We start from the raw sequence: 25946 nt of genomic DNA, 5'->3' as shown, positions 1-25946 counted from the left end.
CATTTATCTACGCCTTTATGAACCTCGGAAAAACTCAAATTTTAAAAATCGCTGAAAAAAATTATTCCGGACTTTTTCTTGAAGATGAATCAGGCGAGCGCGCATTTTTACCAAAAATATTTGCTTCTGAAGATGCTGAAATTGGCGACGAAATGGAGGTTTTTGTTTATCAGGACGATGATAAATTAAAAGCTACCACCGAAAAACCTAATGCGGAAATCGGTGAATACGCCGTGATGACTTGTGTGCAGAGCTTACCAAGCGGCGCTTTTATGGATTGGGGAATTATTAAAGATCTTTTTGTTCCGTACAAGCAGCAACGCGCGAAAATCGTAGAAGGAAAGCGCTATTTGGTGCATGTTTACATTGATGAATTTTTAGGTTTAATTACGGGAACCACGCGTTTTAAGAAAAATCCGAGTTACGAAAATCTGCCTTTTGAAAAAGGTGAAAAGGTGAATTTAATTATTGCCGGTGAAAGCGAACTGGGCTGGAATGTGGTCATCAACAAAAAATACATTGGTTTAATTTACACTTCCGATGTTTACAAAAAATTATTTCCGCTTTCGGAAGAAACTGGTTTTATAAAAAGCATCCGCGAAGATGGAAAAATTGACGTAACGCTTCAGCCGGAAGGTTACGATAATATTGATGAATTCCAGAAAATAATTTTGGATAAACTCGAAGTGAATTATGGTCTGATTTACCTTTCCGACAAATCTACGCCTGAAGAAATAAAAGACGAACTGCAGATGAGCAAGAAAAATTTCAAAAAAGCTATCGGTGGTTTGTACCGCGATAAAAAAATTGAAATTTTAGAAGATAAAATCCGCCTCTTAGAAGACGGCGAATAGAAAATTTCAGAAAAAAGGTAAAAAAGGAGCGGAATATTTTCCGTTCTTTTTGGTTATTGTAGCGTAAAATTCATTCCTTCCTCACCAGTAAAATCCAGTCGTCTTCAAGCAATTTATAACCCATATCATAAATGAAACGGTATTCCGCGCCGTTTTTATAAACTATTAAAGATGTAAAATACTCAAAATCAAAACCTTCCGCCAGCAGTTTATTGCGCGTGGTTTTAGCTTTTCCTTCTTTGTACGGTTGCTCGCTTAAAATTCGGTGGTTTTTGCGCAGTTTATTATTGATGTTGCGCATCAGGTTTGATGAATCTTTATTGTGCTTATTATTGTAGGCATTCCGGCACCCATCGTTGCAGAATTTTTTATCGCTTCTGCCGATTATTTTTTCGCCACATTCCAGACAGTTCTGCATAAAAATCTATTGATAATCAAATATATAAAAAATATCCGCTTACAAACGGATATTTTTTTGACGGTTAAAACGGCAAATTTTTGTAAAATTTTAAAGTGAATGAGAAGCGCTTTTCTGCAAATATTTTCTCCCGCTAAAACAGCACATTTTTTTGATTTTGCTTAAAGTTGCATAAATAAGTGCTTAAAGTGCTTAAAATTGCTTAATGCGTTTTAGTGTTTTCCATTTCATCCATTGCAATTGTCGCATGCGCATAAGCCGCACCGGCGCGCATTTCCGCGGCAACCCAAATTGCTTCCATTACTTCTTCTTTGGTGGCACCTTTCCGCAAAGCGGTTTTAGAATGCGACCTGATACAGTACGGACATTGCGTTACATGTGCCACGGCAACAGCAATTAGCTGTTTTGTTTTTTCGTCTAAAGCGCCGGCTTCAAAAACGGTTTTGCTGAAATTCCGCCAGGCCTCAATATTTTTCGGTGCTAAAGCAGCCTTTTTTTCTGATATTTCATTTGTTGTTTCCGGATATAAATCGTGGTTTTCCATTTGATATTTTTTTGGTTGTTTAACGCCTTATTTTTCTAAAAACTGGCGAAGCACATATTGTAAAATTCCGCCGTTACGGTAATATTCTATTTCAATCAGTGAATCCAAACGTGCGATGACATTAAATTTAATTTCGTCGCCATTCATGCTTTTTGCGGTTATCTCAATTTCTTTCAAAGGTTTAATGTCCTCTGCAATACCGGTAATTGAAAATATTTCTTTTCCGGTAAGTCCGTAACTTTCTGCGGTGTCGCCGTTTTTATATTGAAGCGGTAAAACACCCAATCCAACTAAATTACTTCGGTGAATCCGCTCATAACTTTCAGCCAAAACAGCTTTAATTCCAAGCAAAAAAGTTCCTTTTGCCGCCCAGTCACGCGAAGAGCCGCTGCCGTATTCTTTTCCGGTCAAAACGATTAATGGCGTTTGCGCTTCTTTATATTTAACCGAAGCTTCGTAAACGGTCATTTCTTCGCCGGTAGGTAAAAATGTGGTGTAACCGCCTTCTTTTTCCGCCAGTTTATTTTTAATTCTCACATTTGCAAAAGTTCCGCGAACCATCACTTCATCATTTCCTCGGCGCGAACCGTACGAATTGAAATCTTCTTTCGGAACACCGCGGTTCAAAAGATATTTTCCGGCAGCAGAATTTTCACTGAAAGCTCCGGCTGGTGAAATATGATCCGTCGTTACACTGTCTCCCAAAACCAGCAGAGCGCGCGCATTTTCAATGTCCTGCAAAGGTTCGGTTTCCGAAGGTAAATCGTGGAAAAACGGAATTTCTTTAATATATGTTGAGTCGTCATCCCATTCATATAATTTTCCGCCCGGAATTTCCAGATTCCTCCAGATTTCGTTACCATCAAAAATTTCATCATAATTTTTAGCAAAATCATTTGGTGATAAAACTTTGCTTAAAATTTCATTGATTTCTTCATCCGAAGGCCAGATGTCTTTCAGATAAACGGGCTCCTGATTGGAATCGAAACTAATCGGTTCGGTGGTTAAATCAATATCCACGCGGCCTGCGAGCGCATAAGCGACGACCAACATCGGCGACATTAAAAAATTCATTTTAACCTGCGGATGAATCCTGGCTTCAAAATTCCGGTTTCCGGAAAGTACCGAGGTTACAATTAAATTATATTCGTCAACTGCTTTTGCAATTTTCGGTGCTAAAGGCCCGGAATTTCCGATACACGACGTACAGCCATAACCGACCAAATGGAAATGCAAAGCTTCCAAATCTTTCAATAGATCTGCTTTTTCAAGGTAATCGGTCACTACTTTAGAGCCTGGCGCCAGCGAAGTTTTTACCCAAGGTTTCACATCAATGCCGCGTTCACGCGCTTTTCGTGCTACCAAACCCGCGCCGATCATCACAAACGGATTTGAAGTATTTGTACACGAAGTAATCGCTGCTATTGCAACAGCTCCGTCCGACAGCATGAATTTTTCATCACCTCGCGTAATCCAGACATTTTGCAAACCCTGTTTGCTGTTGGTTTCAATTTCTTCGTTTCTCGCGAGCGCTTTAGATTCCGGCACCGGTAAATCGCCACCTTCGTTATCAAACCGCGTAATAGATTTTTCGATTTCGCGGTCTTCCCAAGTGATGTAATGTCTGTTGAATGAACTGTGTAAAAGCTCGATGAATGTGTTTTTAAAATCTTTTAAAAGTATTTTGTCTTGCGGTCTTTTTGGTCCTGCAACGGACGGTTCAATGGTGGAAAGATCGAGTTCTACCACGCTCGTGTACGTGATTTCGTCTTCGTTTTCCCGCCAAAGCATATTGTTTTTGCAGTATTTTTCAACCAAGTCGATTTGGTTTTCGGAACGGTTGCTTTTCCGCATATATTCCAAGGTTTTGTCGTCGATAGGGAAGTAGGTGATGGTGCAGCCAAATTCCGGCGACATATTTCCGATGGTTGCGCGGTCAGGTACCGAAAGATTAGCTAAACCGGGACCGAAAACTTCAACAAATTTTCCGACCACACCGAATTTTCGGAGCAAGTTGGCAATCGTTAAAACCAAATCTGTCGCGGTAGAACCCAGCGGAAGCTTGCCCGTAAGTTTCAATCCTATAACTTCCGGCATAATAAAATAAAGCGGCTGACCGAGAATTGCGGCTTCGGCTTCAATACCACCAACGCCCCAGGCAACTACGCCAATACCATTCACCATCGGCGTGTGACTGTCGGTTCCCACCAAAGTATCGGGAAAAACTTCACCATTTCTTTCAATGACGCCTTTCGACAAATATTCAAGGTTTATTTGGTGACAAATTCCCATTCCAGGCGGCACGACACTGAAATTGTCAAATGAGTTTTGCGCCCATTTCAAAAACTGGTAGCGTTCTTTATTTCGCTTGTATTCCTCTTCAATATTTCTGGCGTAAGCGCCTTCAGTTCCGAAATAATCAACTTGAACGGAGTGGTCAATAATCAAATCAACAGGAACCAGCGGATTAATCGTGTCTGGATCTTTACCTTTTCTTGCGACTTCCGCGCGAAGCGCCGCAATATCTACAACCGCCGGAACTCCGGTGAAATCCTGCATTAGCACGCGCGCGGGCTTGAACGGAATATCTTTATCTGAAGCTTTTGGCGACCAAAAAAGTAAAGTCTCAATATTTTCTTTGGTAATGGAAAAACCGTCGTAATTACGAATCGCATTTTCCAGAAGAATCCGGATGGAAAAGGGTAGTTTGTCGATCGGAAATCCCTGTTTTTGAAGTTCCGGAAGGCTAAAGTAGCTGAAATTTCCGTCTGCTGTTTGTAAACTTCTTTTGATTTGAAAAATATCTCGCTCCATAATTTTGAATTTTTAATGAGATTCGGAAATGGTGAAATGGTCGAATAAGGAAGATTTTTCTCTGTTTAGAAAAAGCAAAAATCACCTGTTTTAGCCGGTAAAATTTCGGGCTTAAACGGCTAAAATTTCACGCTATTCTCAAAGATAAGAAATTAAGGAAAGCAAAAGTAAAATTTAGCAGACTTTAGCAATTGAGGTTCAGGATTTTAAATCTAAAAACTTGGCAGTTCTTAAATAAAAAAAAAGCCGCTTAAACAAGCAATTTTTTCAAATTGACACGTCACTTTTAAAAACCGAGTTAATTTAGAACAAAAAAATATCCGCCTAAAAGCGGATATTTTACAAAAATAGATTTGATGTAAATTTATTCGGTATGACCGTACATTTCGTTGTACAGTTTGTTGTATTTTTCTTTCACGGCTTTTCTTTTCAGCTTCAGCGTTGGAGTCAGCAAACCAAGTTCGATTGACCAGATATCGGGCGTCAGTTCAAATCTTTTGATCTGTTCCCAATTACCTAATTTGGTGTTTAGATAATCGATTTCTTTTTTAATTCTTTCTTTCAGCTCTGGGCTTTTTACGATTTCTGCAGGTGTATCACCAATTTTTAGCTCTTTTCTCTCTGCCCAGTTTTTTATGAAATTGAAATCCGGCTGAACAAGCGCGCACGGCATTTTTTCACCGTCACCAACAACCATAATTTGCTCAATGAATTTCGAAGCTTTCGCTAAATTTTCAATAACCTGCGGCGCAATATATTTTCCGCCCGAAGTTTTAAACATTTCTTTTTTGCGGTCGGTAATGTGCAGATAACCTTCGTCATCAATATGTCCGATGTCACCGGTTTTGAAATAACCTTCTTCGTTAAAAGCTTCTTTGGTCATTTCTTCATTTTTAAAATAACCTTTAAACACCGAAGGACCCTTCACTGTAATTTCACCGTCTTCCTGGATTTTCACATCCAAGTTATCCAAAACATGACCAACGGTGCCGATTTTAATTTTCCCGAAACTGTTCACCGAAATCACTGGTGAAGTTTCTGTCAGGCCATAACCTTCCAAAATCGGGATTCCGGCATTTTGAAACATTTTATTGAGTCTCGCAGAAAGTGCGGCAGAACCGGAAACCAGCGTGATAATGTTTCCACCTAAACCTTCGCGCCATTTAGAAAATACGAGTTTATCAGCGATAATCTCTTTCAAACCGGAAGGTTTTCCGATTTTTTCTTTCGCTTTGTTTACGCCTAACGCCCAAAGGAAAATTTTTGATTTTAAACCACCGGCGCTGGTGCCTTTGTCATAAATTTTATCGTACACTTTTTCGATAAGCCGCGGTACCACAGACATAATGTGCGGCTGAACTTCTTTAATATTTTCGCCCATTTTATCAATGCTTTCCGCGAAATAAATCGCGTAACCATTATATTGATAAAGATAAAAAAGCATGCGCTCGAAAATGTGGCAAATCGGCAGGAAACTCAGGATTTTAATGTCGCTGTATTCCAAACCTTTTACGCGTGGAATTCTCGGGTTTGATGCCAAAACGTTCGACACGATATTTTGGTGCGTCAGCATTACGCCTTTTGGTCTGCCTGTCGTTCCGGAAGTATAAATTAATGTGGCTAAATCCTCTGAATTTATTGATTTTGCTAAATCGTCAACTTCATTTTGCGTGGTATCGTCTTTACCCAAATCGATAATCTCTTGCCAGTTGGCAGCGCCGTCAACCTGTTCGAAGGTGAAAATACCTTGCAGACTCGCCACATTTCCTTTAATTTTCTGAACTTTATCGTAAAGCTCTTTATCAGAAACAAAACAATATTTCACTTCTGCATTATTAAAGATAAAATCATAATCTTCCGAGGAAATACTAGGGTAAACCGGTACGGAAATCGCGCCGATCTGTGAAATTCCCAAGTCCATAACCGCCCATTCTGTCCTTGTTGCCGTAGTAATAAGCGCAATTTTATCGCCGGGTTGGATGCCGAGTTTTAATAAACCGCGAGAAACTTTATTTCCCTGGTTAATAAATTCGGCTGTTGATATTTTTTCCCACTTTCCATTGTATTTTGTTACAAACATGTCATCCCGGGAATAATTTTCCAGAGCGTGATGTGCGAAATCAAAAATTCTTTTTATTGACATATCAGATATTTTATAGAGGATAAATTATGAAATTTGTAAACCTTCATGGTTTTATGTAAAAATATCAAATTTATTTAAACCTGCAACAAGTATTGTGAGGTAAATTTTAAATAAGTTTTTTACTTTTTAGAAATATTGTAAATTTACGGTCTAACAATTTTTTATTTTATGGATTTTAATTTATCTGAAGAACAGTTGATGATTCAGCAAGCCGCCAGAGATTTTGCACAAACCGAACTTTTACCCGGCGTTATCGAGCGAGACAACCAACAGAAGTTTCCCTACGAACAGGTAAAAAAAATGGGCGAATTGGGACTGCTCGGAATGATGGTAGACCCGAAATACGGCGGCGCCGGAATGGACAGCGTTTCTTATGTGCTCGCAATGGAAGAAATCGCGAAAGTTGATGCGTCTGCAGCCGTGGTAATGTCTGTAAACAACTCTTTAGTTTGTGCAGGATTGGAAAAATTCTGCAACGAAGAGCAAAAAATGAAATACCTGAAACCACTTGCCAGTGGTGAAGTGATCGGTGCTTTTGCTTTATCCGAGCCGGAAGCGGGTTCAGATGCCACTTCGCAGCAAACTACAGCGATTGACAAAGGAGATCACTATATCTTAAACGGAACCAAAAACTGGATTACCAACGGAGGAAACGCCACTTATTATATTGTAATTGCGCAAACTGATCCGGAAAAAAAACATAAAGGAATTAACGCTTTTATCGTGGAGAGAAGTTGGAAAGGTTTTGAAATCGGTCCGAAAGAAGACAAATTAGGAATTCGCGGAAGCGACACGCACTCATTGCTTTTCACGGATGTGGTGGTACCGAAAGAAAACAGAATTGGTGAGGACGGTTTCGGCTTCAACTTCGCGATGGCTGTGCTTAATGGCGGCCGTATCGGAATCGCATCTCAGGCCTTGGGAATTGCTTCCGGAGCTTATGAACTTGCTTTAAAGTATGCGAAAACCAGAAAAGCTTTTAAAACGGAAATTATCAACCACCAGGCAATCGCTTTCAAACTTGCAGATATGGCAACATCCATTATGGCTGCCAGAATGTTGTGCTATAAAGCAGCGGTAGAAAAAGATGAAGGAAAAGATATTTCGGAAATCGGTGCGATGGCGAAATTATACGCTTCACAGGTTGCAATGGACACTACAATTGAAGCAGTGCAAATTCACGGTGGCTACGGTTATGTAAAAGAATACCACGTAGAAAGAATGATGCGCGATGCGAAAATCACTCAAATCTACGAAGGAACTTCCGAAATCCAGAAAATCGTAATTTCACGAAGTATTGCTAAAAACAGCTAAAAACCTTTTCTTATGAAAAAAATCTGGATTGTTATCATTGCCGTGCTTCTCTTTTTGGGAATTTTCGTTTGGTATAAATACTATTTCGTTTTTGCTGAAGGCGTGAAATCTGGATATTTAAATTATGCGAACAAAAAAGGCTATATTTTCAAAACCTACGAAGGCAAGCTTATTCAGGAAGGTTTCGGCCGCGGAAAAACCGGCGCGCTGACCAGCTATGAATTTGAATTCTCTGTGGAAAATGAAGCAATTTTTAAGCAACTTGAAGAAAACAGCGGCAAGCAGTTCGATTTACATTATAAGGAATACAACGGCGCTATACCGTGGCGCGGAAATACGAAATATATTGTCGACCGAATCGTGAATATGAAATAAAAAGAAAATCCTTTCAGCAATCTGAAAGGATTTCTTATTTTTAAAAAATGAAAGAATATATACTGCAGAAAGAACGCATTTTCCATTTCCTTTCTTTGGCGCTTATCGCTGGCTCGCTGTTTCTGCCGGATCCCATCCACAAAATTGTCGTGCTGGAAACAGGAATTTTAGGACTTCTGATTTTATCCTCCTTAAAACGGCAAAAAATCCTGGTCCTCATTTATCTGTTTTTATTTTTCGCGGCGGGAATTTTCTATTATTTAATCACGGAAGGCAAACTTCATTTTTAAATTTTTGAAGATGAAATACTTTTTACCTTTTACCATTTTAATGAGTGTAGCTTTCCAAAGTCAGGTTTTGCCGAAGCTGACGGATGAAATTGCCCTAAAATTAGCAGAAAAACCCTTGAAGTGTATCAATCAGGAATTTCCAAACAAAACCGCGCATATCATTAATAATTCTAATGAAGTTTCTTTGTCGCCAAGCCAACTGCATCCCAGTTTTTACGGCTGTTTTGATTGGCATTCTTCGGTTCACGGTCATTGGATGCTTGTACGTTTGCTGAAAACCAAACCGCATTTAGAAAATTCCGATGAGATTTTAAAAATTCTGGAAAATTCATTTCTGAAAAAAAATGTGCTTGAAGAGGCAAATTATTTCACTAAATATGAAATCGCAGCAAATTTCGAAAGAACTTACGGTTGGGCGTGGTTGCTGAAATTAGATGAAGAACTAGCGACATGGGATCATCCAAAAGCTAAAATTTGGCACCAAAATCTGAAACCTTTAACCGGGGAAATTCTGCGTCTGTGGAAAGCTTATTTACCAAAACAAACGTATCCAAACAGAACCGGCGTTCACCCGAATTCGGCATTTGCTATGGCTTTTGCGATTGACTGGGCACGCGCTTCGAATGACAAAGTTTTCGAAAATCAGTTGATAGAAAAGTCAAAAAACTTCTATTTAAACGACCAGAAAACTCCGGCATATCTGGAACCCGACGGCAGCGATTTTTTCTCACCAAGTTTAGAAATCGCCGACTTAATGCGAAGGATTCTTCCGCAGAAAGACTTTGTAAAATGGCTCAACAAATTTTACGATAAAAAAAGTGTGGAAAACATTTCGCAGATTCCGGTCATCAGCGATATTAATGATTTCCAAACCGTTCATTTGGTTGGACTTTCCTTTAGCAGAGCCTGGTGTATGAAAGGTATTGCGAAATCTTTACCGAAAAATCACCCGCTAAAACGGCATTTTTCTAAAACTTCCGAGCGTTTTTTAGCCAATGCTTTGCCGCTGCTTTTTCAGGGAAATTACGGCGGTGATCACTGGCTCGCGAGTTTTGCGGTGTACGCACTGGAAGATTAAAAATTTGCCGCTAAAAGGCTATTTTTTTGGTAAATACCTCGAATAATCCGGTTCTGAATCTTCCGATTTGGCATTGCTATTTTTCGGCTTTTCAATTAGATTTTCTGCCGGCTTTTCCTCGAGATTTTCTATATTTTCAGTAGTCGGAATGGGTGGCGATTTTTGTTGATTTTTCGTTTTAAAATAAATGAGAAAAATAATTCCACCAAACACAAACACTGGCCAGAAGGGCAAAAGTGCTAAAAATATTTTTTTTAAAACATCGGAACCACTTTTAAAAGCATCAGAAGATTTGCTGCCAAAAGTTTCATTTCCTGCGGTTTTTTCCGGCTCCTCGACAGTAGAATTTGGCATTCCGCTCGCAAAATTATTATTTTTCTGAATAAGCGTAATTTCCACGGAACCGCTTGTATTGCTCATTAAATCAGAACCGCGTGAAGTTGTATTTTTCAGCGTGACATCACCCAATTGCGCCGAAATACTCTGTACAAAATAATCGAAATCGCGCATCGGAATTCGCATTTCCAGATTTTCTTTTTTAATTCCTTCGGAAGTGGTGAAATTTTCGGAAACCAAATTTCCGTTGCTGTCGCGAAGTTGCTGACGTAAAAGTGCTTTTGCATCTGAAAGGTTTTCAACTTCAATTTCAAGAAAAGTTTTCTTAATCAACGGATCTTTTTGAGCAGGTGCCATCGAATTTTCTTCATCACGTTGAACTTCCGGAGCCGGATTTGCGGGCTCCGCTTCTTTTTTTTCCTGCGTTTGCTTTAAAATTCGGTCTGCAGTTTTGGATAAAACCGCGATGGCATTTTCACCATTTTTCAAAAGTTGGCTCGCAGAATCTAAAGTTTTTGCGACATCGGTTCCGGTTTTTACGTGCTTCGTAATTTTCGTGATTTCTTTGTTCAGCGAATCGATTCGCCAGCTGCCGGATTTCAGCGTGCTGTCAATTCTTTTCGTCTGTTTTTCAATTTTCGGAATAATTATTTTTTTCGCTATTCCGTTGGAATCGCTGATGTTTTTAGAAATGGAGTCTAAAGTTTTCAGACCGTCATTCGCCTTGGTAAAAAGGCTGTCGGCACGTTTAATCGTATCGGTTGTTTGTGTAAATTCTTGTTTCGAGCAGGAAAAAATTAAAAAAAACAGCAAAACAACCGGAAATATTTTTTTCATCTTATTTTAAATTTGGGTCGCCGAAAGTTAATCAAATTGTATTCCTTTAAAAATGAAAAAAGACTCTTGAAATTATCAAGAGTCTGTTAATGAGTATTTTAAAAATTAATTTTACAAGAACTTTACAAAATTATGAATTCTCAAATTCGCTGATGAAATGCAGTTTCACGTTCGGGAATTTTTCCTGAGTCATATGAATCGTAAACGACGAATCCGCAAGGAAAACACGTTGTCCATATTTGTCGCGCGCCATAAACCGTTGTTTCAACCGCGCAAATTCCTGGAATTCTTCAGATTTTTCATCCGCTTCAATCCAACACGCTTTATGGATGGAAAGTGGTTCGTAGGTACATTTTGCGCCATATTCATGCTCCAAACGGTATTGAATAACTTCGTACTGTAAAGCACCGACAGTTCCGATGACTTTTCGGTTGTTCATTTCCAGAATAAAAAGTTGCGCCACACCTTCGTCCATCAGTTGGTCAATGCCTTTTGCAAGCTGTTTCGCTTTCAACGGATCATCATTGTTTATGTATCGGAAATGTTCCGGCGAGAAATTCGGGATTCCTTTAAAGCTTAATTTTTCACCGCCGGTTAGGGTGTCACCAATCCGGAAATTTCCGGTATCGTGAAGTCCGACGATGTCGCCTGGAAAACTTTCATCAACAACTTCCTTTTTGTCCGCGAAAAAAGCGTTCGGCGAAGAAAATTTCATTTTTTTATTTTCGCGGACGAGTAGGTAATTTTCATTTCTTTTAAAAGTTCCGGACACGATTTTTACGAAAGCCAGACGATCGCGGTGTTTTGGGTCCATATTGGCATGAATTTTAAAAATAAAGCCGGTAAAATCTTTTTCTTCAGGTTTTACGAGTCTCGAATCGCTTTCTTTCGGCTGCGGATTTGGCGCGATTTCGATAAACGCGTCTAACAATTCGCGGACACCGAAATTATTCAAAGCTGAACCGAAAAAAACCGGCTGCAAATCGCCGTTCATATAATCTTCGCGGTTGAATTTCGGGTAAACTTCCTGGATGAGTTCCAGTTCTTCGCGCAAAGTTGCGGCAGCTATTTCACCAATCGCTTCATCAACCTTCGGATCGTTGATGTCATCAAATTTTACAGCAGTTCCAATGCGTTGTTTTTTTTCTTCTAAAAAGAGCTGAATATTATTTTCCCAAATATTATAAATTCCCTGAAATTGACTTCCCATTCCAATCGGCAACGAAAGTGGCACGACAGACAACCCGAGTTTCTGTTCCACCTCATCCAATAAATCAAATGCGTCTTTTCCCTCGCGGTCGAGTTTATTAATGAAAACAATCATCGGAATATTGCGCATTCTGCAGACCTGAACGAGCTTTTCAGTTTGTTCTTCCACACCTTTTGCCACGTCGACCACGACGATAACTGAATCAACAGCAGTTAAAGTTCGATAGGTATCTTCAGCGAAATCTTTGTGTCCGGGCGTATCTAAAATATTGATTTTGTGATTTTTATACTCAAATGCCAGAACCGAAGTCGCCACAGAGATTCCTCTCTGGCGCTCAATTTCCATAAAATCGGAAGTTGCACCTTTTTTAATCTTATTGGATTTTACAGCGCCCGCTTCCTGAATCGCGCCTCCAAAAAGCAACAGTTTTTCGGTAAGTGTGGTTTTTCCGGCATCCGGGTGCGCAATAATTCCAAAGGTTTTTCTTTTTCCTATCTCTTTAAGTAAATCTGACATAATTATATTTGAGACTGCAAAAATCGCTTTTTTTTACCGAAAATGAAAACGTAAAAATTCGGCCTTAAAGCAGCAAATTTTTCATATTTAAAAGCAATTTTCCGCATCATCCGATGAATACAATTATCTTTGCCTAAAATATTTTTTGATGGAAGTAAAATCCCGCGCTCCAAAATACACTTTCGGTTTTAAAGGTGCTGTGGCGCTTGTGGCCGGTGCCATTGCCGGAGTTACCCTGATTTCCTTGATGAATGTGGTGAGTGTTTTTGGCTTTAACGTCAATTTTCAGTATGAGGATTTTTACTTGCTGATTTCCAATGCGGCATTATTTGTGGGCGCTATTTTCTTTTTTGATTATTTTATTTGCCGTCCCAGCACCGGTAAAAAATTGAATTTCAATTTTGCGCCCACCAATTTCATGACCTACGTTTTGATTTTTCCGATGATGTTGGGAATGATGTTTATCGCAGAATTTATTACTTCACAAATTCCTATTACTGGTCCCTTTTTCGGTAAATATTATGATTACTTCAGTAGATTGATGGAACAGATGACGTCAAATCCAGCTACACTTATTGTGCTTGCCGTTTTTATGGCGCCGCTATTTGAGGAAATTGTTTTCCGTGGAATCATCATGAAAGGTTTGCTGAACAAAGGCATGCGGCCGTTTTATGCCATTTTGATTTCTTCGGTAACTTTCGGCTTGGTGCACGGAAATCCCTGGCAGTTCGTAGGTGCAGTGTTGCTCGGTAGCGTTTTGGGTTTGGTGTATTACAAAACAAAATCTTTGCTTTTACCAATTTTACTGCACGCTTTCAATAATTTATGTTCCAGCATTTTGCTTTTTTATACCAAAAGTGAAAGTTTTGCGGACGCCGCAAAAATGTCCGAATGGCTTTTTCTCGGCATCGGCATCGTTCTGTTTACCACATTTTATATTTTATTTACCCGAAAATACCGGGTTCATTATCAGGACCAATAGTCATTAATTAAACTGAATTTATGAAGAAAGAAATTCTTGTCGCCACACACAATCAACATAAAAAAGAAGAAATTCAGCAGATTTTAGGGGAAAAATTTACAGTGACTTCGCTCACCGATTATGACATTCACGATGAGATTGTGGAAGACGGAAATACCTTTCGCGAGAACGCGTGCATCAAAGCTGAATATTGTTTTAAAACCACCGGAAAAGCCAGTCTTGGTGATGATTCCGGCTTGGTTGTAGATGCGTTGGACGGCCGTCCCGGGATTTACTCTGCGCGGTATGCCGGCAAACACGATTTTGCAAAAAATATGGCCAAAGTACTGGGAGAAATGGAGCACGAGGAAAACCGAAAAGCTTATTTTGTCACGGTAATGTGCTTAATGGATGAGAACGGAGTTCATTATTTTGAAGGAAGAATTTACGGACAGATTCGCAGAGAACTGAGCGGTTCTGAAGGTTTTGGTTATGATCCCATTTTTCAGCCGGACAATTACGAAATTACTTTTGCAGAAATGCCCATGGAGGAGAAAAACAAAATCAGTCACCGCCGGAAAGCCATCGATCAGTTGCTGGATTTTATGGCGGAAGAAGTTTAGAAATTCTGAAAAATTTGCCCAAAAAGCGGCCAGTTTTTTTGATCTAAAAACCGTATTTTTGCACTCACTATATTTAAGAAGATGTTAGAAAAAATAGATGAACTGTTGGTGGAAGTGGGAAATTTCCAGTCTGCAAACAAAGATGAAATTGAACAGTTCCGAATAAAATTCAGCGGAAAAAAGGGCATTTTAAATGATATTTTTTCTATGTTTAAAGATGTCCCGAGCGAGCAGAAAAAAGAATTTGGTCAGAAAATAAACACGCTTAAACAGGCGGTAGAAACCAAACTCGTGGAGCTGAAAAATTCTTCGACATCGCAGATTATTCTGGAAAAAGATGACCTTACAAAACCCGGTTATCCATCGGAATTAGGTACGCGGCATCCGATTAATTTAGTGAAAAACCAAATCATCGAAATCTTTCGTTCTATTGGTTTTGCGGTAGCAGACGGCCCGGAAATCGAAGATGACTGGCACAATTTTACCGCGCTCAATTTGCCCGAATATCACCCGGCGCGCGATATGCAGGACACTTTTTTCATTGAAACCGATCCTGATATTTTGCTGAGAACGCACACTTCATCGGTGCAGATACGCTATATGGAAAATAATGAGCCGCCGATGCGTATCTTGTCGCCGGGCCGCGTTTTCCGGAATGAAGCAATTTCAAGCAGATCTCACTGTATCTTTCATCAGATCGAAGGTCTTTACATCGATCAGAACGTAAGTTTCGCGGATTTGAAACAAACCATTCAATATTTCACCACCGAGCTTTTTGGTAAATCAAAAATCAGGTTGCGTCCGTCTTATTTCCCGTTTACAGAACCTTCCGCGGAAGTTGATGTATATTGGGGTTTAAATTCCGAAACCGATTACCGCATTACAAAAGGAACTGGTTGGCTCGAAATTATGGGTTGCGGAATGGTGGATCCCGCGGTTTTAACAAATGTCAACATCGACCCTGATAAATTTTCAGGTTACGCTTTCGGAATGGGTATCGAAAGAATTGTAATGCTGCTTTATCAAATGAGTGACATCCGCATGTTTTTCGAAAATGACATCCGAATGTTGCAGCAATTTAAAAGTTTGTAAAACCAAAAAATTTGGCCTTTTAGCGGCAAATTTTTCTTAAATATAAAAGCTTCCGGATTTTCCGGAAGCTTTTTCTTTAGTTATGAAGAGAAATTTAGCTTTTCTGTTTGAACCAGTTTTTCGCCTGATTATAATCGATGTAATAAGAAACTTTTAAACTGAGCGTGTTGTTCATGGGTTCATTAAATAAATTACTGAAGTTTTTGCCGAAATTTATTCTGGAATAATCCAGATAGTTTTGAGCGGCATTTTGGTACAACAAAGTCAGCTGGCTGCCCGGTGCAAACCACCACGAATATCGCATATCCACATTCCAGGAATTATAAGTTTGGTTGTTTTTCGAATAGTTATCAACAGGTCTTACGCGCCCGTTTTCTTCTAAAGTGCCGAATTTCGTATAATTCACTTCGGTGTAATAATGTCTTAAACTGAAGGTCAGCGCCATTTTATTGTTGATGGTATATTTCGATGATAAACCATTGATCACGGTATTTCGGTTTCGGTTTCCGATGTAAATTGTGCCGAGATTTTCACCTGCAAAACCTTGCTCCTCATTGCTGGTTTGTAAAACACCCTGGTAATTCAAAGAAAAATGGTCATTTAAGCGGTAATTTATTCCCAAATCATTGTTCAGGCGATATCTGCCGGTTTGATCATAAGCGTAATAATCGATGCTGAAATTGTACGTGAACTTTTTACGGTTGTCTGAATTAAACCATATCCACGGATTGATAAAAGCCGGAACATAAAGGTATTTTCCGAAAACGCGTGGCTCGTACAAATCGTTTTCACCATTTGGTGTGAAAAGAAGTCCGCCACCAAAATTACGGAATTTCTTATCCTGAAAACCAATGCTGCTATGGACTTCAAAGGATTTAAATAAATCAGTTTCAAGTCGACGCGCATATCCCAGATTGATGTTCAGATTGATATTGTTGAAGCTTTTTGAGGGTTGCAACAAGCGGTAACCGTAATTTCCGTTGTAGCGAACATAATTGGTTTGACCTGTGTAGCCCAAATCATCGATGTTGTAATCTTTTGAAACAGCCTGAAAGCCAGCCTGATAAGTGCTTTTGCCATAAATTTTTGCGAGACCGGCGTTAATATTTGTTCCAAAGTCGCTGTTGCCATCCCTAACATAACTTCCGCGCACGGCACCGGAAAAATTGTATTTATTTTTTTTGTCGGTTAAATCCACCAAAAAAGCCGTGGCATTAGCATCGCGGAAATCGCCGGCGCGGGTAACATTGGTATTGATTAAGGAAACCGAGGAATTGCCGTTAAAACGCTGGTCGAAAACAAATACGTTGTAGTTGGCCAAAGGTTCTACTGTTTCTGTGCGAATTTCGCCGGTAACAGTATTTTTAATGTCAACCTCGGTTTTTTTCGTAATTGCATTAAAGAAACCGATTCCCAAACCTTTATTTGTACGGCCAGAAATTTTTGTCGCGTTCAGCAATTTTACTTTCTGTAGGTTTTCAACTAAAGTTTCGTCGTCGCTTAATTCCGGATAGCGCGAAGGATAATCGCCGACACGACGTGAATAAAAGAGATTTCCTTTGCTGAAAAGCTCCGTTCCTTCGGTGAAAAACGAACGTTTTTCAGAAAATTGCTGCTCAAAAGGGCCTAAATTTAAAATATTGTCATCAAAAGCAGTTTGCCCGAAATCCGGAATTAAAGTGGTGTCCAAAGTAAAAGCATCATTAATACCGTATTTCACATCCATTCCGCCATTTACAATGGTGGAAGTTTTGCCGTCGAAATTATTTAAATAAGTCGAAAAGTAGGGAAGAAAGGAGAGTCGCACTGGCGGTTGAATGTTTTCAATACCTTGCATAACACCGTCGTAAAGCAGAAAAGAACCTTTTTTGTTATCGATGAAATTCCAGGTTGATTTTACTTTTGTCCGGTTAATGAGGCGTACGAAGTTCAATCCCCATTCCTGAATATCCTTTTTCGGAAAACGCAGTTCTGAGTACGGAATTTTCAACTCGGCTGTCCAGCCTTCATCGTCGATATTTGTGCCGCTGTACCACACGGCGCTCCAGTTGGAATCTTCACCGTAATCGTTGGTCATTTTCGCGTCAAACTGCACGCCGCTTGGCATAATTATAAACTCCAGACTTTGCTGGTGATCGTTGTATCCATTAATAACCACATCGAAAAAGTCATCATTTCCCACATTGTCCCGTTCTACCAGTTCTTTTGCTATTTTACTTGGATCCGGATCGTACATTTTAGCACCGAAATAAATACCAGTATCGTCGTACAAAACACGAACTTCCGTACGGAACTCATGTGCTTCCGGATTTCCATTTTTTGGTTGAAATTCAACGAAATTCCGTGCTACAGCGGCATTTTTCCAGACTTCTTCGTCCAGGTGCCCATCAATCTTTATAGGCTGATCAATTCTGGTAATCTGTATTTTTTTCCGGCTGATACTGTCGTTTTTTACGGTTTGTGCGTGCGCGCCGGCAAAAGATAAAAAAAGAAAAATGGTGGCACTCGTTAGCTTCATGGTTTGTTTTAGTGATAAGACAATCGCGAAACCGTTTTTGTTACATCAGCTTTATATTTTTCACAAAAAAAACGGTTAAAAGACCGTTTTTTTTAATTTTAGCTAAATTGTATATGTTTATTTGGTGAAGTTTAGCGGATATTTCACTTTGTGGAAAGAATCGATGGCTGCCACTAAAGAACCTACCACAAGTTCAGCTTTTATAGAAAGTGGCACGTGGTTACGGTCATTGCTGACGTACAATGTAACACCTTCTTTATCTTTGAAAACGCGGCCGCTCATTACCTGGGGAATAATTTTCAAGCTGTTGATATAACCAAATTTGGTTTTAATATTTTCAGTTCCTACAACTTTTAGCTGAAACGGAAACATTTCGTCATCAATCCAGATATTCATCTTTTTGATGGTACCAACTTTCAGTTCATCCTGATCCAAACTTCTTAGATAATAAAAAGCTGAAAGCATATCCTGAACTCCCTTCACCGATTTTTCTACTGTGGTTTTATTTTTTTCTTTATCGGTAAGCAATACCGTCTGGTTTTTATGATTGAAAACCGTTTCGTAATGCTGTGTGTAGTTTCCTTCCTTTACGTTTCGAACGTAAAAACTCGGCAAACCGGTGTTGTAGTTGATAAAACTTTCGTAATTATCTTCAACTTTAAAGAAAGCCCGCACCGCACCGGTTGTTCTGCCGTGGCCTTTCACATAGAAATGGGGTTCGCCTAAATAAGTGGTTTTTAAAGTGGTTAAAGTTGCCGTTCCGGCATTCAGCGGTCCGTAGTGAATTCGGTATTTCAGCACCTCTCCCGACTGAATATTATTGAGTTTTTGTCCGAAAATCTGTGTAAGAAACAGAAATGCAGACAGCAAAAAAATCTTTTTCATGGTCATGCTTTTGCAAAATATTTGCCATACTGCAGAAAATGCCTTTTGGTCGCGTAGTTCTGTGAAATTATTCATCGGCGGGCATTTAGAAATCTTTTAATTTTTCGTAAATTTGCACAATTATTCTCTAAAAAAATATTTTAATGATTACAACTGATATATTGATTATAGGAGCTGGTCCCACAGGACTTTTTGCGGTTTTTGAAGCCGGTTTACTAAAATTAAAATGTCATATCATCGACGCTCTTCCACAGCCTGGTGGCCAGTTAACTGAACTTTACCCGAAAAAACCCATTTTTGATATTCCCGGATTTCCTTCCATCAACGCCGGCGCATTGGTGGATAATTTAATGGAGCAAATTAAGCAGTTTCAGCCAGGTTTTACTTTAGGTGAAACTGCGCAAACGCTTAAAAAACTGGAAGATGGCACTTTTGAAGTCATTACCAATAAAGGAACGGTACACCACGCTAAGGCAGTTGCAATTGCTGGTGGTCTCGGTACTTTTGAGCCAAGAAAACCTGCACTGGACAACTTGGCAGATTATGAAGAAAATGGTGTTGAATATTTCATTAAAGAACCTGAACATTTCCGAAATAAAAAAGTCGTAATTGCCGGTGGCGGAGATTCGGCTTTGGATTGGAGCATATTTTTAACCGACATTGCGAGTGATGTTACTTTAATTCACCGTAGAAATGAATTCCGTGGCGCTTTGGATTCTGTAGAAAAAGTGCAGGCGCTGAAAGATCAGGGGAAAATTCACATGGTGACACCTGCAGAAGTTCGTGGCTTGAAAGGCGACGGAAAATTAACCGCAATTACCGTGGAAAAAGATGGTGAAATCTATGACCTTGAAACCGATTACTTTATTCCGCTTTTCGGTCTTACACCGAAATTGGGTGATATCGCAAATTGGGGTCTGGAAATTGAAAAAAACGCAATTGTGGTGAATAATGCTTTGGATTATCAAACCAATATTCCTGGTGTTTATGCCATTGGCGACGTCAATACCTATCCGGGAAAACTGAAGCTGATTTTATGTGGTTTCCACGAGGCAACTTTGATGTGTCAAAGTGTTTATAACATGCTCAATCCAGGTAAAAAATTCGTTTTGAAATATACAACAGTCAGCGGAATTGATGGTTTCGACGGAAGCCGAAAAGAAGCTGAAAAAGCAGTTGTAAAAAAAATCGACTAAATCAGCCCTTTTTTTTCCATTTAATTAAATTTTTCAAAAAAAATGCAAGATATCGCGCTAAAAATTACCGACCGGAATGGTGATATTCACGAAGTTGTCGCGCCAACGGATATGTCGATGAACTTAATGGAAGTCATCCGCTCGTATGAACTTGCAGAAGAAGGAACAATCGGCGTTTGCGGCGGTATGGCCATGTGCGCCTCGTGTCAGGTTTATGTTTTGGAAGGTTCCGAAAACCTACAGGAAATGGGTGAAGAAGAAGACGCTATGCTGAGTGAAGCCTTCCATGTGCAGGACAGCAGCAGGCTCGGTTGCCAAATCCACATCACCGAAGAGATTGACGGTTTGGAAGTTCAGATCGCGCCGTATCCATAAAAATAAAAAAAATGCCCTTTTAAGGGCATTTTTTTTTGCTTTTACACCATCACGAAATTCCATTTTTCATTTCGATTACTTTTCTTAATTTTGAGAAAAGTACCACAATATGAAAATTGCAACCTACAATGTAAACGGCATTAACGGCAGATTGCCAGTCCTTTTAAAATGGCTTGCGCAGGAAAAACCCGATGTGGTTTGCTTGCAGGAACTGAAAGCGCCACAGGAAAAGTTTCCTGAAAATGAGTTGTTGGAAGCCGGTTATCACGCGATTTGGCTCGGACAAAAAAGCTGGAATGGCGTTGCAATTCTCACCAAAGATGAAAAACCAAAAGTCCTGAAAACGGCTTTACCCGGAAATGATGATGATTCAGCAAGCCGATATCTGGAAGTTCAACTGGAAAAACTGACCTTGGTTTGCATTTATTTACCGAACGGAAATCCCGCGCCGGGACCCAAATTTGATTATAAAATGAACTGGTTTCAGCATTTTGACGCGCAGGCAGAAGTGCTCATCAGCTCGGGAAAACCGGTGATTATTTGCGGTGATTTTAACGTAATTCCGACGGAAAAAGATGTGTACAAACCAGAGAAATATATCAAGGACGCGCTGTTTTTTCCCGAAGCTAGAAAAGCTTATCAGGAAGTTTTAAACCAGGGCTGGACAGACGCAATTCGCTATTTATTTCCAGACAAAACTATTTATACTTTCTACGACTATTTCCGGAAAGCTTATGAACGCGATGCCGGAATGCGAATCGATCATTTTTTGCTTTCGCCCTCGGTGCTTCCATATTTAAAAAGTGGTGGAGTAGATAAAGAAGTTCGCGGTTGGGAAAAATCAAGCGACCACGTTCCAACCTGGATTGAATTAAAAGAATTTTAAAGCGCTATAAATGAAATTATTGAAAAAAAATTACCGGCTAAAACCGGTAATTTTTGTGATTTATATTAAAGACCTGGTTTTTCATTTTTCAGAATTTTCATCACAGTCAATTCTTCTTTTGTTAAACCGGATTTTCCGTCATCTACTTCCAACTCGTCCAGTTCGTCCAGATATTTTTTAATCGAATCGCTTTCGTACAGATTCAAAATCAGCGGATGAATATAATATTTTCTGCAAACCGTGCTGGTATTGCCGAGTTCACAGGCGACAAGCTCAATCGCTTTTTTAATTTTTGCTTTTTGGGTTGTCTTCTCTTCCGGATCGGTTGCGGCTTCAATTTCTTTAAAAGCAATCAGTGCGTTTACTGTTCCGGACCAAGTTCGGAAATCTTTCGCGGTAAAATCTTCACCACTTATTTCCTTGATATATTCATTTACCATTCCGCTTTCTATTGCGTGGCGTTTACCGTCATCGTCGTAATATTGGAACAGTTCCTTGCCGGGAATATCGCGGCAGTTTTTCACCGCAATAGCAAGTTTTCTGTTTTTAAGGTCGATGTCGTGGTAAACACCTTTTTTACCTTTAAAAGAAAATTTAATCTTTTGGCCGGTAATATTTACGTGTTTATCTTTTAGCGTCGTCAACCCAAAAGAACCGTAAAGCTTTTCGTAAATATTATTTCCGATTCGGATGTTGGTGCGTTCCATCAAACTCACCACCAAAGCCAAAACCTTTCTTTTGTCAAGATTTCTTCTAGACAGATCTTTTTCAAGCTGAAGACGAATGGTTGGTAAAATTTCACCAAACTGAAGCATCCGGTAAAACTTAGTATGATTTCTCAGCGCATTCCAAACCGGGTGATATCGGTATTGTTTCCGGCGTTTTGCGTCAATTCCGGTAGCCTGAAGGTGACCGTTCTGCAAAGCACAAATCCAGACATCTTCCCAGGCGGGAGGAATTGCGAGCTTTTTTATGCGCTCCAATTCCTCCTTATCTTTTACCTTTTCGTCACCGAGAAAATAAGTGAAATTTTTGCCCCTTTTACGGCGGGAAATTCCCAGACTTTCCCCATCATTTGAGTACACCAGTTTCACTGCTTTTGCAGATTTTACCGGGTCTTTCATGATTTTAATGATTTTCGCCGGGCTTATTTTCGCGATAAGATCTACGCTGGGAATATCTGCGTTCATCGTTTAGTTTTTACCTCGCGTAAGTAGCCAAATCACGATGGCGATAACAGCACCGATTAAGAAAAATGCCCACCACATTCCGGCTTTGAAAATCGTGCCTATGGCGTCGCAGCCAGTGAAGGTAAGTAATGCGAAAACAGCTAATGTAAGAAATGTAAACTTTTTCATAATTGTATTTTTTTAATGTTTATAAATGTTTCAATTTAAACTCTGTGGTTATCCGGCCGCCAGTTTTTGATTGATTTTTTAATTTCATTTCCGCTTAAATTTCCAGAAAGCGCTTTGTCTAAAAGCACTTTAAATTCATCATCATAAGCAAAACGCAATGCAGCAATTTGCCCGAACGAAAGTTTGTTTTCTACCTCATCAGAACTTTTACCAAACAGTTCGAAATAACGCTGCTTGAATTCCACTCTGATAATCCGGTCTTGGTTTCCCAGCGCGTAATGTTGGCGCAGCATCAAAGTCAAATAAATAAACAGGAAAATAATTACTGAAAATAATGCCCAAACGAGGTCATTTTTTTCATCTGTAAAATATTTCCGTACACCGAAAATCAGCAGAAAAGCCAGCAGCGGAAGAAAAATGAAATGGTGCGGCGGGTAAAATTTTCTGTGGTTTTTATAGTTTTGATTCTGCATTTTTTAAGCATATCAAAAAATTAACCATTGTTAACTTTTGCCTGAATTAATGAAAAAATTCGGTGTTATTTGGGCATTTTTTTCGGATTTTGCTAAATGGTATTATTTAGAATTAAAGCCAAAAAAAAACCGATGCAATTTGTCGCATCAGTTTCAATATTTTAGCTGGAATTCTTAGTCGAAGCCGCCTTTTCTTGTAGGTTCTTTCACTTCCGGCCACTTCGCTGGTTCGCCGTTACGGTCCAGCGGAAGTTTAATTTTTTCTGCAGAAGCTTTTTCCGGATCTTCACTCGCCATGTAGGTTAAAATCGCGATCGTAGCAACGTTGCTTTTCAAATCATCAAAAACAATCTTGTCGTAAGTATCGCGGTTCGTGTGCCAGGTGTAAGCGCCGTAATCCCAGCTCAAAGAACCGAGCATAAATGCGGGAACGCCCGCCGCAACAAACGAAGCATGATCCGATCCGCCACCACCAGGAAAGCCCGGATAAGTGGTTTTGATGTCTTTGGTTAAGTCCCGCGGAACGGCGCTCAGCCATCTTCCCATATAATCATACGCGTTAAGGAAACCCTGTCCGCTGATATTCGCGATTCTTCCGGTTCCGTTATCCTGATTAAAAACCGCCTGCACGTTCGGCATTTCGTTTTTGTGGGCAGAAACGTAACCGCGCGAACCGTTCAAACCCTGTTCTTCACTTCCCCAAAGTCCCACGATAATCGTCCTTTTCGGGTTTGGATAATATTTTTTTAGAATCCGGGCAACTTCCATCATCGTAATTGTTCCGGTACCATTATCCGTTGCGCCGGTGCCGCCATCCCAGGAATCGAGGTGCGCGGAAAGAATTACATATTCGTTCGGCTTTTCAGTTCCTTTTATTTCCGCAACGGTATTGAAAGTGGGAGCGGAGCCTTTGTCTTTTGACTGCGCCACCAATTTTAATTTTGGAGTTGTAGCATGCTGAATCATTCGGTAAAGTTGGCCGTAAGCTTCCAGTGAAACATCAAAAACCGGAATTTTTTTCGTGCCAGCATTAAAGATTTTATTCACACCAAAACCGCGTGACCAGTAGGAAGAAAGGATTCCTGCCGCGCCTGCGCTCTCGAGTTTTGCATTCAGTGTTCTGGAAGTTTCGCCGGTCGCCGCAATGGATTTTTGCCATTCTTCCGCCGCAGCCTGGGTTTCTTTCTTCATTTTTTCGTAAGATTCCGGCGTGGCAAATTCTTTCCAGTTTTCGTCTGGCCGACCAGTTGGCTGATATTGTGAAACCATTACCAGTTTACCTTTCACTTTCGGCAACCATTGGTCAAATTCGTTTTTATTTTTAAATATAGGCAGCATCACGACATCAGCAGTTACCCCTTTTGCAGAAGTTGCTGGGCTGAAAGCGAGCTGCATTCCTTCAATTGATTTTAAGTACGGCGAAACCATTTCAATGGAAGAAGTCCCTCTTTCCCAGGATTTCCAGTCGCCCCATTTTTCATTTTTTGCTGCAATCCCCCAGTTTTCAAAACGTTTTACCGCCCAGTCGTGCGCCTGCTGCATTTTCGGACTTCCAACAAGTCGCGGTCCGATGCTGTCTAAAAGTTCATAAGCTAAAGTTTCAAGCTGTGAGTTTTGGTAGGTTTCATCCATGATGGATTTTACCATTTGGTCTTTGGTTTGGGCATTGAGTCCGACGGCAAAAACCGTTGAAACCAAGAATAATTTCGCGTAATTCTTCATAGAAAATAATTTTCCGATGAAGATAACAAATTTTTCCCTTCTGCCTCTCAATAGAAAAAAGCATCGTTAAGCTACTTAAAATTAAAATTTTTGTATTTTTATAAAAAATACAGATTATGAACTTAATTATCAGATTACTCGTAACGGCGGTTGTAGCGTTTTTTCTAACCAAAATTTTAACCGGCGTGCACATTGACGGATTTTCAACAGCGTTGGTTTTTGCGCTGATTTTAGGTGTTTTAAATCTAATTGTAACACCCATTTTAAAGATTTTGGGTTTGCCGTTGACCATTCTTACGCTGGGACTTTTTTCATTAGTCATCAATGCTTTGGTGGTTTTGCTGGCAGCGAAGTTCGTTCCGGGAATGACTATCGATGGTTTTGGTTGGGCGTTTATTTTCAGTATCGCGCTTTCGCTCATCACTTCTTTAGTTAGCGGAATATTTTCTTCCGGTGATTAGCGGCTTTTTTTAAATTTCTAAATCAATCTCAGAATAATGAGTATATTTTCGCTTGGTAAATTTTTAAAATTTGCCTTGTTTTGCTCGGTATTTTTGCTTTTCAGCACAACTTTTTTTGAAGGCAAAATTTTCCTGGATTTTACACCGTACGATAATATTTTTTAAAAACTAAAAAAAATGAAGGAATTTAAAACTGCTGAAATGGATGGCCGCACCAAAATATTGACGGTTATTTTGCTTATTTTTTTGCCTATGCTGGCTGGCAGTTCATACTTCATTGAGCCGCAAAAACTTTCAGTTTCCGTGCTTTTGACGGTATTGTTTATCGCGGTTATTTTTATTTCGTATGCTTTTGTGCCGAAAAGAATTGCACTTTCTTCGGAGCAAATTTTAATTCAAAATTTATTCGGCGCAGTTGTCATTAATTTAAATGAAATTAAAAGCGTGGAAGAGCTGAAAAAAACAGGCCTGAATTTGAGAACTTTTGGTGGTGGTGGTTTGTTCGGCTATTTCGGTTACTTCAACGGCCGCGATGTTTGGTATGTTACCAACATTTACAAAAAAGTAAAAATCACCTTGAAAAGCGGCAAAATTTATATGCTTTCACCTGAAAATCCCGAAACGTTTGTAGCTGAAATTCAAAAAATATCGGCTTAAACAGGCTAAT

At 39.7% G+C, this 25946-nt stretch carries 25 protein-coding genes; 13 read left to right on the top strand and 12 right to left on the bottom strand.

What is annotated here, in order from left to right; all coding sequences use genetic code 11:
* Window positions 1-17: 17 nt before the first annotated feature.
* Window positions 18-854, top strand: coding sequence for a CvfB family protein (locus tag BMZ55_RS02830; protein WP_089818464.1), 837 nt, complete (start codon window positions 18-20; stop codon window positions 852-854).
* A 70-nt stretch (window positions 855-924) separates the two neighbouring features.
* Here BMZ55_RS02830 and BMZ55_RS02825 read toward each other — a convergent pair whose 3' ends face one another.
* From BMZ55_RS02825 to BMZ55_RS02810, 4 genes are all read right to left on the bottom strand, one after another.
* Window positions 925-1272 (bottom strand): hypothetical protein, encoded by a 348-nt coding sequence (locus tag BMZ55_RS02825; RefSeq protein WP_089818461.1) that lies wholly within the window; start codon window positions 1270-1272, stop codon window positions 925-927.
* 202 nt (window positions 1273-1474) lie between these two features.
* Window positions 1475-1816: a carboxymuconolactone decarboxylase family protein gene (locus tag BMZ55_RS02820; protein ID WP_089818458.1), complete on the bottom strand. Its 342-nt coding sequence runs from the start codon at window positions 1814-1816 to the stop codon at window positions 1475-1477.
* Window positions 1817-1843: 27 nt separating this feature from the next.
* The gene (gene acnA, locus BMZ55_RS02815) at window positions 1844-4630 is read right to left on the bottom strand and encodes an aconitate hydratase AcnA (RefSeq protein ID WP_089818456.1); all 2787 of its coding nucleotides are present in this window, start codon (window positions 4628-4630) and stop codon (window positions 1844-1846) included.
* 364 nt (window positions 4631-4994) lie between these two features.
* Complete coding sequence (locus tag BMZ55_RS02810) at window positions 4995-6773, bottom strand: AMP-dependent synthetase/ligase (protein WP_089818454.1); 1779 nt, start codon at window positions 6771-6773, stop codon at window positions 4995-4997.
* Window positions 6774-6941: 168 nt separating this feature from the next.
* Between BMZ55_RS02810 and BMZ55_RS02805 the strand changes: the two genes are divergently transcribed.
* From BMZ55_RS02805 to BMZ55_RS02790, 4 genes are read left to right on the top strand one after another with little or no spacing between them, the layout of a single operon-like run.
* Window positions 6942-8087 carry an acyl-CoA dehydrogenase gene (locus BMZ55_RS02805; RefSeq protein WP_089818452.1) on the top strand — a complete coding sequence of 382 codons (1146 nt, stop codon included), beginning with the start codon at window positions 6942-6944 and terminating at the stop codon, window positions 8085-8087.
* 12 nt (window positions 8088-8099) lie between these two features.
* Window positions 8100-8462, top strand: a complete 363-nt coding sequence (locus BMZ55_RS02800) for a hypothetical protein (protein WP_089818450.1) — start codon at window positions 8100-8102, stop codon at window positions 8460-8462.
* Window positions 8463-8509: 47 nt separating this feature from the next.
* Window positions 8510-8752, top strand: a complete 243-nt coding sequence (locus BMZ55_RS02795) for a hypothetical protein (protein WP_039344377.1) — start codon at window positions 8510-8512, stop codon at window positions 8750-8752.
* Window positions 8753-8762: 10 nt separating this feature from the next.
* Window positions 8763-9830, top strand: a complete 1068-nt coding sequence (locus BMZ55_RS02790) for a DUF2891 domain-containing protein (RefSeq protein WP_089818448.1) — start codon at window positions 8763-8765, stop codon at window positions 9828-9830.
* Between the two features lie 18 nt (window positions 9831-9848).
* On the opposite strand, the gene BMZ55_RS02785 is transcribed toward BMZ55_RS02790, so the two are convergent.
* Together BMZ55_RS02785 and BMZ55_RS02780 are read right to left on the bottom strand one after the other, a co-directional pair.
* Window positions 9849-11003, bottom strand: coding sequence for a DUF4349 domain-containing protein (locus tag BMZ55_RS02785; RefSeq protein WP_089818446.1), 1155 nt, complete (start codon window positions 11001-11003; stop codon window positions 9849-9851).
* 130 nt (window positions 11004-11133) lie between these two features.
* The gene (locus tag BMZ55_RS02780; protein ID WP_089818444.1) at window positions 11134-12729 is read right to left on the bottom strand and encodes a peptide chain release factor 3; all 1596 of its coding nucleotides are present in this window, start codon (window positions 12727-12729) and stop codon (window positions 11134-11136) included.
* A 148-nt stretch (window positions 12730-12877) separates the two neighbouring features.
* On the opposite strand from BMZ55_RS02780, the gene BMZ55_RS02775 reads away from it, so the two are divergent.
* From BMZ55_RS02775 to pheS, 3 genes are all read left to right on the top strand, one after another.
* Window positions 12878-13711 carry a CPBP family intramembrane glutamic endopeptidase gene (locus tag BMZ55_RS02775; RefSeq protein WP_089818441.1) on the top strand — a complete coding sequence of 278 codons (834 nt, stop codon included), beginning with the start codon at window positions 12878-12880 and terminating at the stop codon, window positions 13709-13711.
* 20 nt (window positions 13712-13731) lie between these two features.
* Window positions 13732-14313, top strand: coding sequence for an RdgB/HAM1 family non-canonical purine NTP pyrophosphatase (rdgB, locus tag BMZ55_RS02770; protein WP_089818439.1), 582 nt, complete (start codon window positions 13732-13734; stop codon window positions 14311-14313).
* Window positions 14314-14394: 81 nt separating this feature from the next.
* Window positions 14395-15405 carry a phenylalanine--tRNA ligase subunit alpha gene (gene pheS, locus BMZ55_RS02765; RefSeq protein ID WP_089818437.1) on the top strand — a complete coding sequence of 337 codons (1011 nt, stop codon included), beginning with the start codon at window positions 14395-14397 and terminating at the stop codon, window positions 15403-15405.
* A 94-nt stretch (window positions 15406-15499) separates the two neighbouring features.
* On the opposite strand, the gene BMZ55_RS02760 is transcribed toward pheS, so the two are convergent.
* Window positions 15500-17923: a DUF5916 domain-containing protein gene (locus BMZ55_RS02760; RefSeq protein ID WP_089818435.1), complete on the bottom strand. Its 2424-nt coding sequence runs from the start codon at window positions 17921-17923 to the stop codon at window positions 15500-15502.
* A 117-nt stretch (window positions 17924-18040) separates the two neighbouring features.
* A complete protein-coding gene (locus BMZ55_RS02755; protein ID WP_089819388.1) occupies window positions 18041-18808 on the bottom strand; it encodes a DUF3108 domain-containing protein in 768 nt (255 codons plus the stop codon).
* 143 nt (window positions 18809-18951) lie between these two features.
* Here BMZ55_RS02755 and BMZ55_RS02750 point away from each other — a divergent pair, with 143 nt between their 5' ends.
* From BMZ55_RS02750 to xth, 3 genes are all read left to right on the top strand, one after another.
* A complete protein-coding gene (locus tag BMZ55_RS02750) occupies window positions 18952-20004 on the top strand; it encodes an NAD(P)/FAD-dependent oxidoreductase (RefSeq protein ID WP_089818433.1) in 1053 nt (350 codons plus the stop codon).
* A gap of 42 nt (window positions 20005-20046) precedes the next feature.
* Complete coding sequence (locus BMZ55_RS02745; RefSeq protein ID WP_089818431.1) at window positions 20047-20379, top strand: 2Fe-2S iron-sulfur cluster-binding protein; 333 nt, start codon at window positions 20047-20049, stop codon at window positions 20377-20379.
* A 109-nt stretch (window positions 20380-20488) separates the two neighbouring features.
* Window positions 20489-21265: an exodeoxyribonuclease III gene (gene xth, locus BMZ55_RS02740; protein ID WP_089818429.1), complete on the top strand. Its 777-nt coding sequence runs from the start codon at window positions 20489-20491 to the stop codon at window positions 21263-21265.
* Window positions 21266-21330: 65 nt separating this feature from the next.
* Here xth and BMZ55_RS02735 read toward each other — a convergent pair whose 3' ends face one another.
* From BMZ55_RS02735 to BMZ55_RS02720, 4 genes are all read right to left on the bottom strand, one after another.
* Window positions 21331-22455, bottom strand: a complete 1125-nt coding sequence (locus BMZ55_RS02735; protein ID WP_089818427.1) for a DNA topoisomerase IB — start codon at window positions 22453-22455, stop codon at window positions 21331-21333.
* Window positions 22456-22458: 3 nt separating this feature from the next.
* Window positions 22459-22623, bottom strand: a complete 165-nt coding sequence (locus BMZ55_RS02730) for a phosphatidate cytidylyltransferase (RefSeq protein WP_084060887.1) — start codon at window positions 22621-22623, stop codon at window positions 22459-22461.
* 35 nt (window positions 22624-22658) lie between these two features.
* The gene (locus BMZ55_RS02725; protein ID WP_089818425.1) at window positions 22659-23096 is read right to left on the bottom strand and encodes a DUF6526 family protein; all 438 of its coding nucleotides are present in this window, start codon (window positions 23094-23096) and stop codon (window positions 22659-22661) included.
* A gap of 174 nt (window positions 23097-23270) precedes the next feature.
* Window positions 23271-24818 (bottom strand): M20/M25/M40 family metallo-hydrolase, encoded by a 1548-nt coding sequence (locus BMZ55_RS02720; protein WP_089818423.1) that lies wholly within the window; start codon window positions 24816-24818, stop codon window positions 23271-23273.
* Between the two features lie 116 nt (window positions 24819-24934).
* On the opposite strand from BMZ55_RS02720, the gene BMZ55_RS02715 reads away from it, so the two are divergent.
* Entirely contained in the window at window positions 24935-25279 is a 345-nt protein-coding gene (locus tag BMZ55_RS02715; RefSeq protein WP_039344415.1) for a phage holin family protein, read from the top strand.
* Between the two features lie 177 nt (window positions 25280-25456).
* Window positions 25457-25936: a PH domain-containing protein gene (locus BMZ55_RS02710; protein WP_089818421.1), complete on the top strand. Its 480-nt coding sequence runs from the start codon at window positions 25457-25459 to the stop codon at window positions 25934-25936.
* Window positions 25937-25946 lie beyond the last annotated feature (10 nt).

This window comes from Kaistella treverensis, assembly GCF_900114045.1.
In the GTDB taxonomy this organism is placed as follows: Bacteria; Bacteroidota; Bacteroidia; order Flavobacteriales; family Weeksellaceae; genus Kaistella; species Kaistella treverensis.
Note: the sequence above shows the minus strand (reverse complement) of the source record. Positions and strands in the feature narration are given on the sequence as shown.

Excerpts from the sequence above, each read along its gene's own strand:
- BMZ55_RS02825 (WP_089818461.1), bottom strand. The coding sequence starts at position 1,272 with ATGCAGAACTGTCTGGAATGTGGCGAAAAAATAATCGGCAGAAGCGAT.
- BMZ55_RS02730 (WP_084060887.1), bottom strand. The coding sequence starts at position 22,623 with ATGAAAAAGTTTACATTTCTTACATTAGCTGTTTTCGCATTACTTACC.
- BMZ55_RS02830 (WP_089818464.1), top strand. The coding sequence starts at position 18 with ATGAACCTCGGAAAAACTCAAATTTTAAAAATCGCTGAAAAAAATTAT.
- BMZ55_RS02780 (WP_089818444.1), bottom strand. The coding sequence starts at position 12,729 with ATGTCAGATTTACTTAAAGAGATAGGAAAAAGAAAAACCTTTGGAATT.
- BMZ55_RS02795 (WP_039344377.1), top strand. The coding sequence starts at position 8,510 with ATGAAAGAATATATACTGCAGAAAGAACGCATTTTCCATTTCCTTTCT.
- BMZ55_RS02760 (WP_089818435.1), bottom strand. The coding sequence starts at position 17,923 with ATGAAGCTAACGAGTGCCACCATTTTTCTTTTTTTATCTTTTGCCGGC.
- BMZ55_RS02810 (WP_089818454.1), bottom strand. The coding sequence starts at position 6,773 with ATGTCAATAAAAAGAATTTTTGATTTCGCACATCACGCTCTGGAAAAT.
- BMZ55_RS02790 (WP_089818448.1), top strand. The coding sequence starts at position 8,763 with ATGAAATACTTTTTACCTTTTACCATTTTAATGAGTGTAGCTTTCCAA.
- BMZ55_RS02805 (WP_089818452.1), top strand. The coding sequence starts at position 6,942 with ATGGATTTTAATTTATCTGAAGAACAGTTGATGATTCAGCAAGCCGCC.
- BMZ55_RS02735 (WP_089818427.1), bottom strand. The coding sequence starts at position 22,455 with ATGAACGCAGATATTCCCAGCGTAGATCTTATCGCGAAAATAAGCCCG.
- BMZ55_RS02775 (WP_089818441.1), top strand. The coding sequence starts at position 12,878 with ATGGAAGTAAAATCCCGCGCTCCAAAATACACTTTCGGTTTTAAAGGT.
- pheS (WP_089818437.1), top strand. The coding sequence starts at position 14,395 with ATGTTAGAAAAAATAGATGAACTGTTGGTGGAAGTGGGAAATTTCCAG.
- xth (WP_089818429.1), top strand. The coding sequence starts at position 20,489 with ATGAAAATTGCAACCTACAATGTAAACGGCATTAACGGCAGATTGCCA.
- BMZ55_RS02725 (WP_089818425.1), bottom strand. The coding sequence starts at position 23,096 with ATGCAGAATCAAAACTATAAAAACCACAGAAAATTTTACCCGCCGCAC.
- BMZ55_RS02745 (WP_089818431.1), top strand. The coding sequence starts at position 20,047 with ATGCAAGATATCGCGCTAAAAATTACCGACCGGAATGGTGATATTCAC.
- BMZ55_RS02800 (WP_089818450.1), top strand. The coding sequence starts at position 8,100 with ATGAAAAAAATCTGGATTGTTATCATTGCCGTGCTTCTCTTTTTGGGA.
- BMZ55_RS02715 (WP_039344415.1), top strand. The coding sequence starts at position 24,935 with ATGAACTTAATTATCAGATTACTCGTAACGGCGGTTGTAGCGTTTTTT.
- BMZ55_RS02750 (WP_089818433.1), top strand. The coding sequence starts at position 18,952 with ATGATTACAACTGATATATTGATTATAGGAGCTGGTCCCACAGGACTT.
- acnA (WP_089818456.1), bottom strand. The coding sequence starts at position 4,630 with ATGGAGCGAGATATTTTTCAAATCAAAAGAAGTTTACAAACAGCAGAC.
- BMZ55_RS02720 (WP_089818423.1), bottom strand. The coding sequence starts at position 24,818 with ATGAAGAATTACGCGAAATTATTCTTGGTTTCAACGGTTTTTGCCGTC.
- BMZ55_RS02710 (WP_089818421.1), top strand. The coding sequence starts at position 25,457 with ATGAAGGAATTTAAAACTGCTGAAATGGATGGCCGCACCAAAATATTG.
- BMZ55_RS02820 (WP_089818458.1), bottom strand. The coding sequence starts at position 1,816 with ATGGAAAACCACGATTTATATCCGGAAACAACAAATGAAATATCAGAA.
- BMZ55_RS02755 (WP_089819388.1), bottom strand. The coding sequence starts at position 18,808 with ATGAAAAAGATTTTTTTGCTGTCTGCATTTCTGTTTCTTACACAGATT.
- BMZ55_RS02785 (WP_089818446.1), bottom strand. The coding sequence starts at position 11,003 with ATGAAAAAAATATTTCCGGTTGTTTTGCTGTTTTTTTTAATTTTTTCC.
- rdgB (WP_089818439.1), top strand. The coding sequence starts at position 13,732 with ATGAAGAAAGAAATTCTTGTCGCCACACACAATCAACATAAAAAAGAA.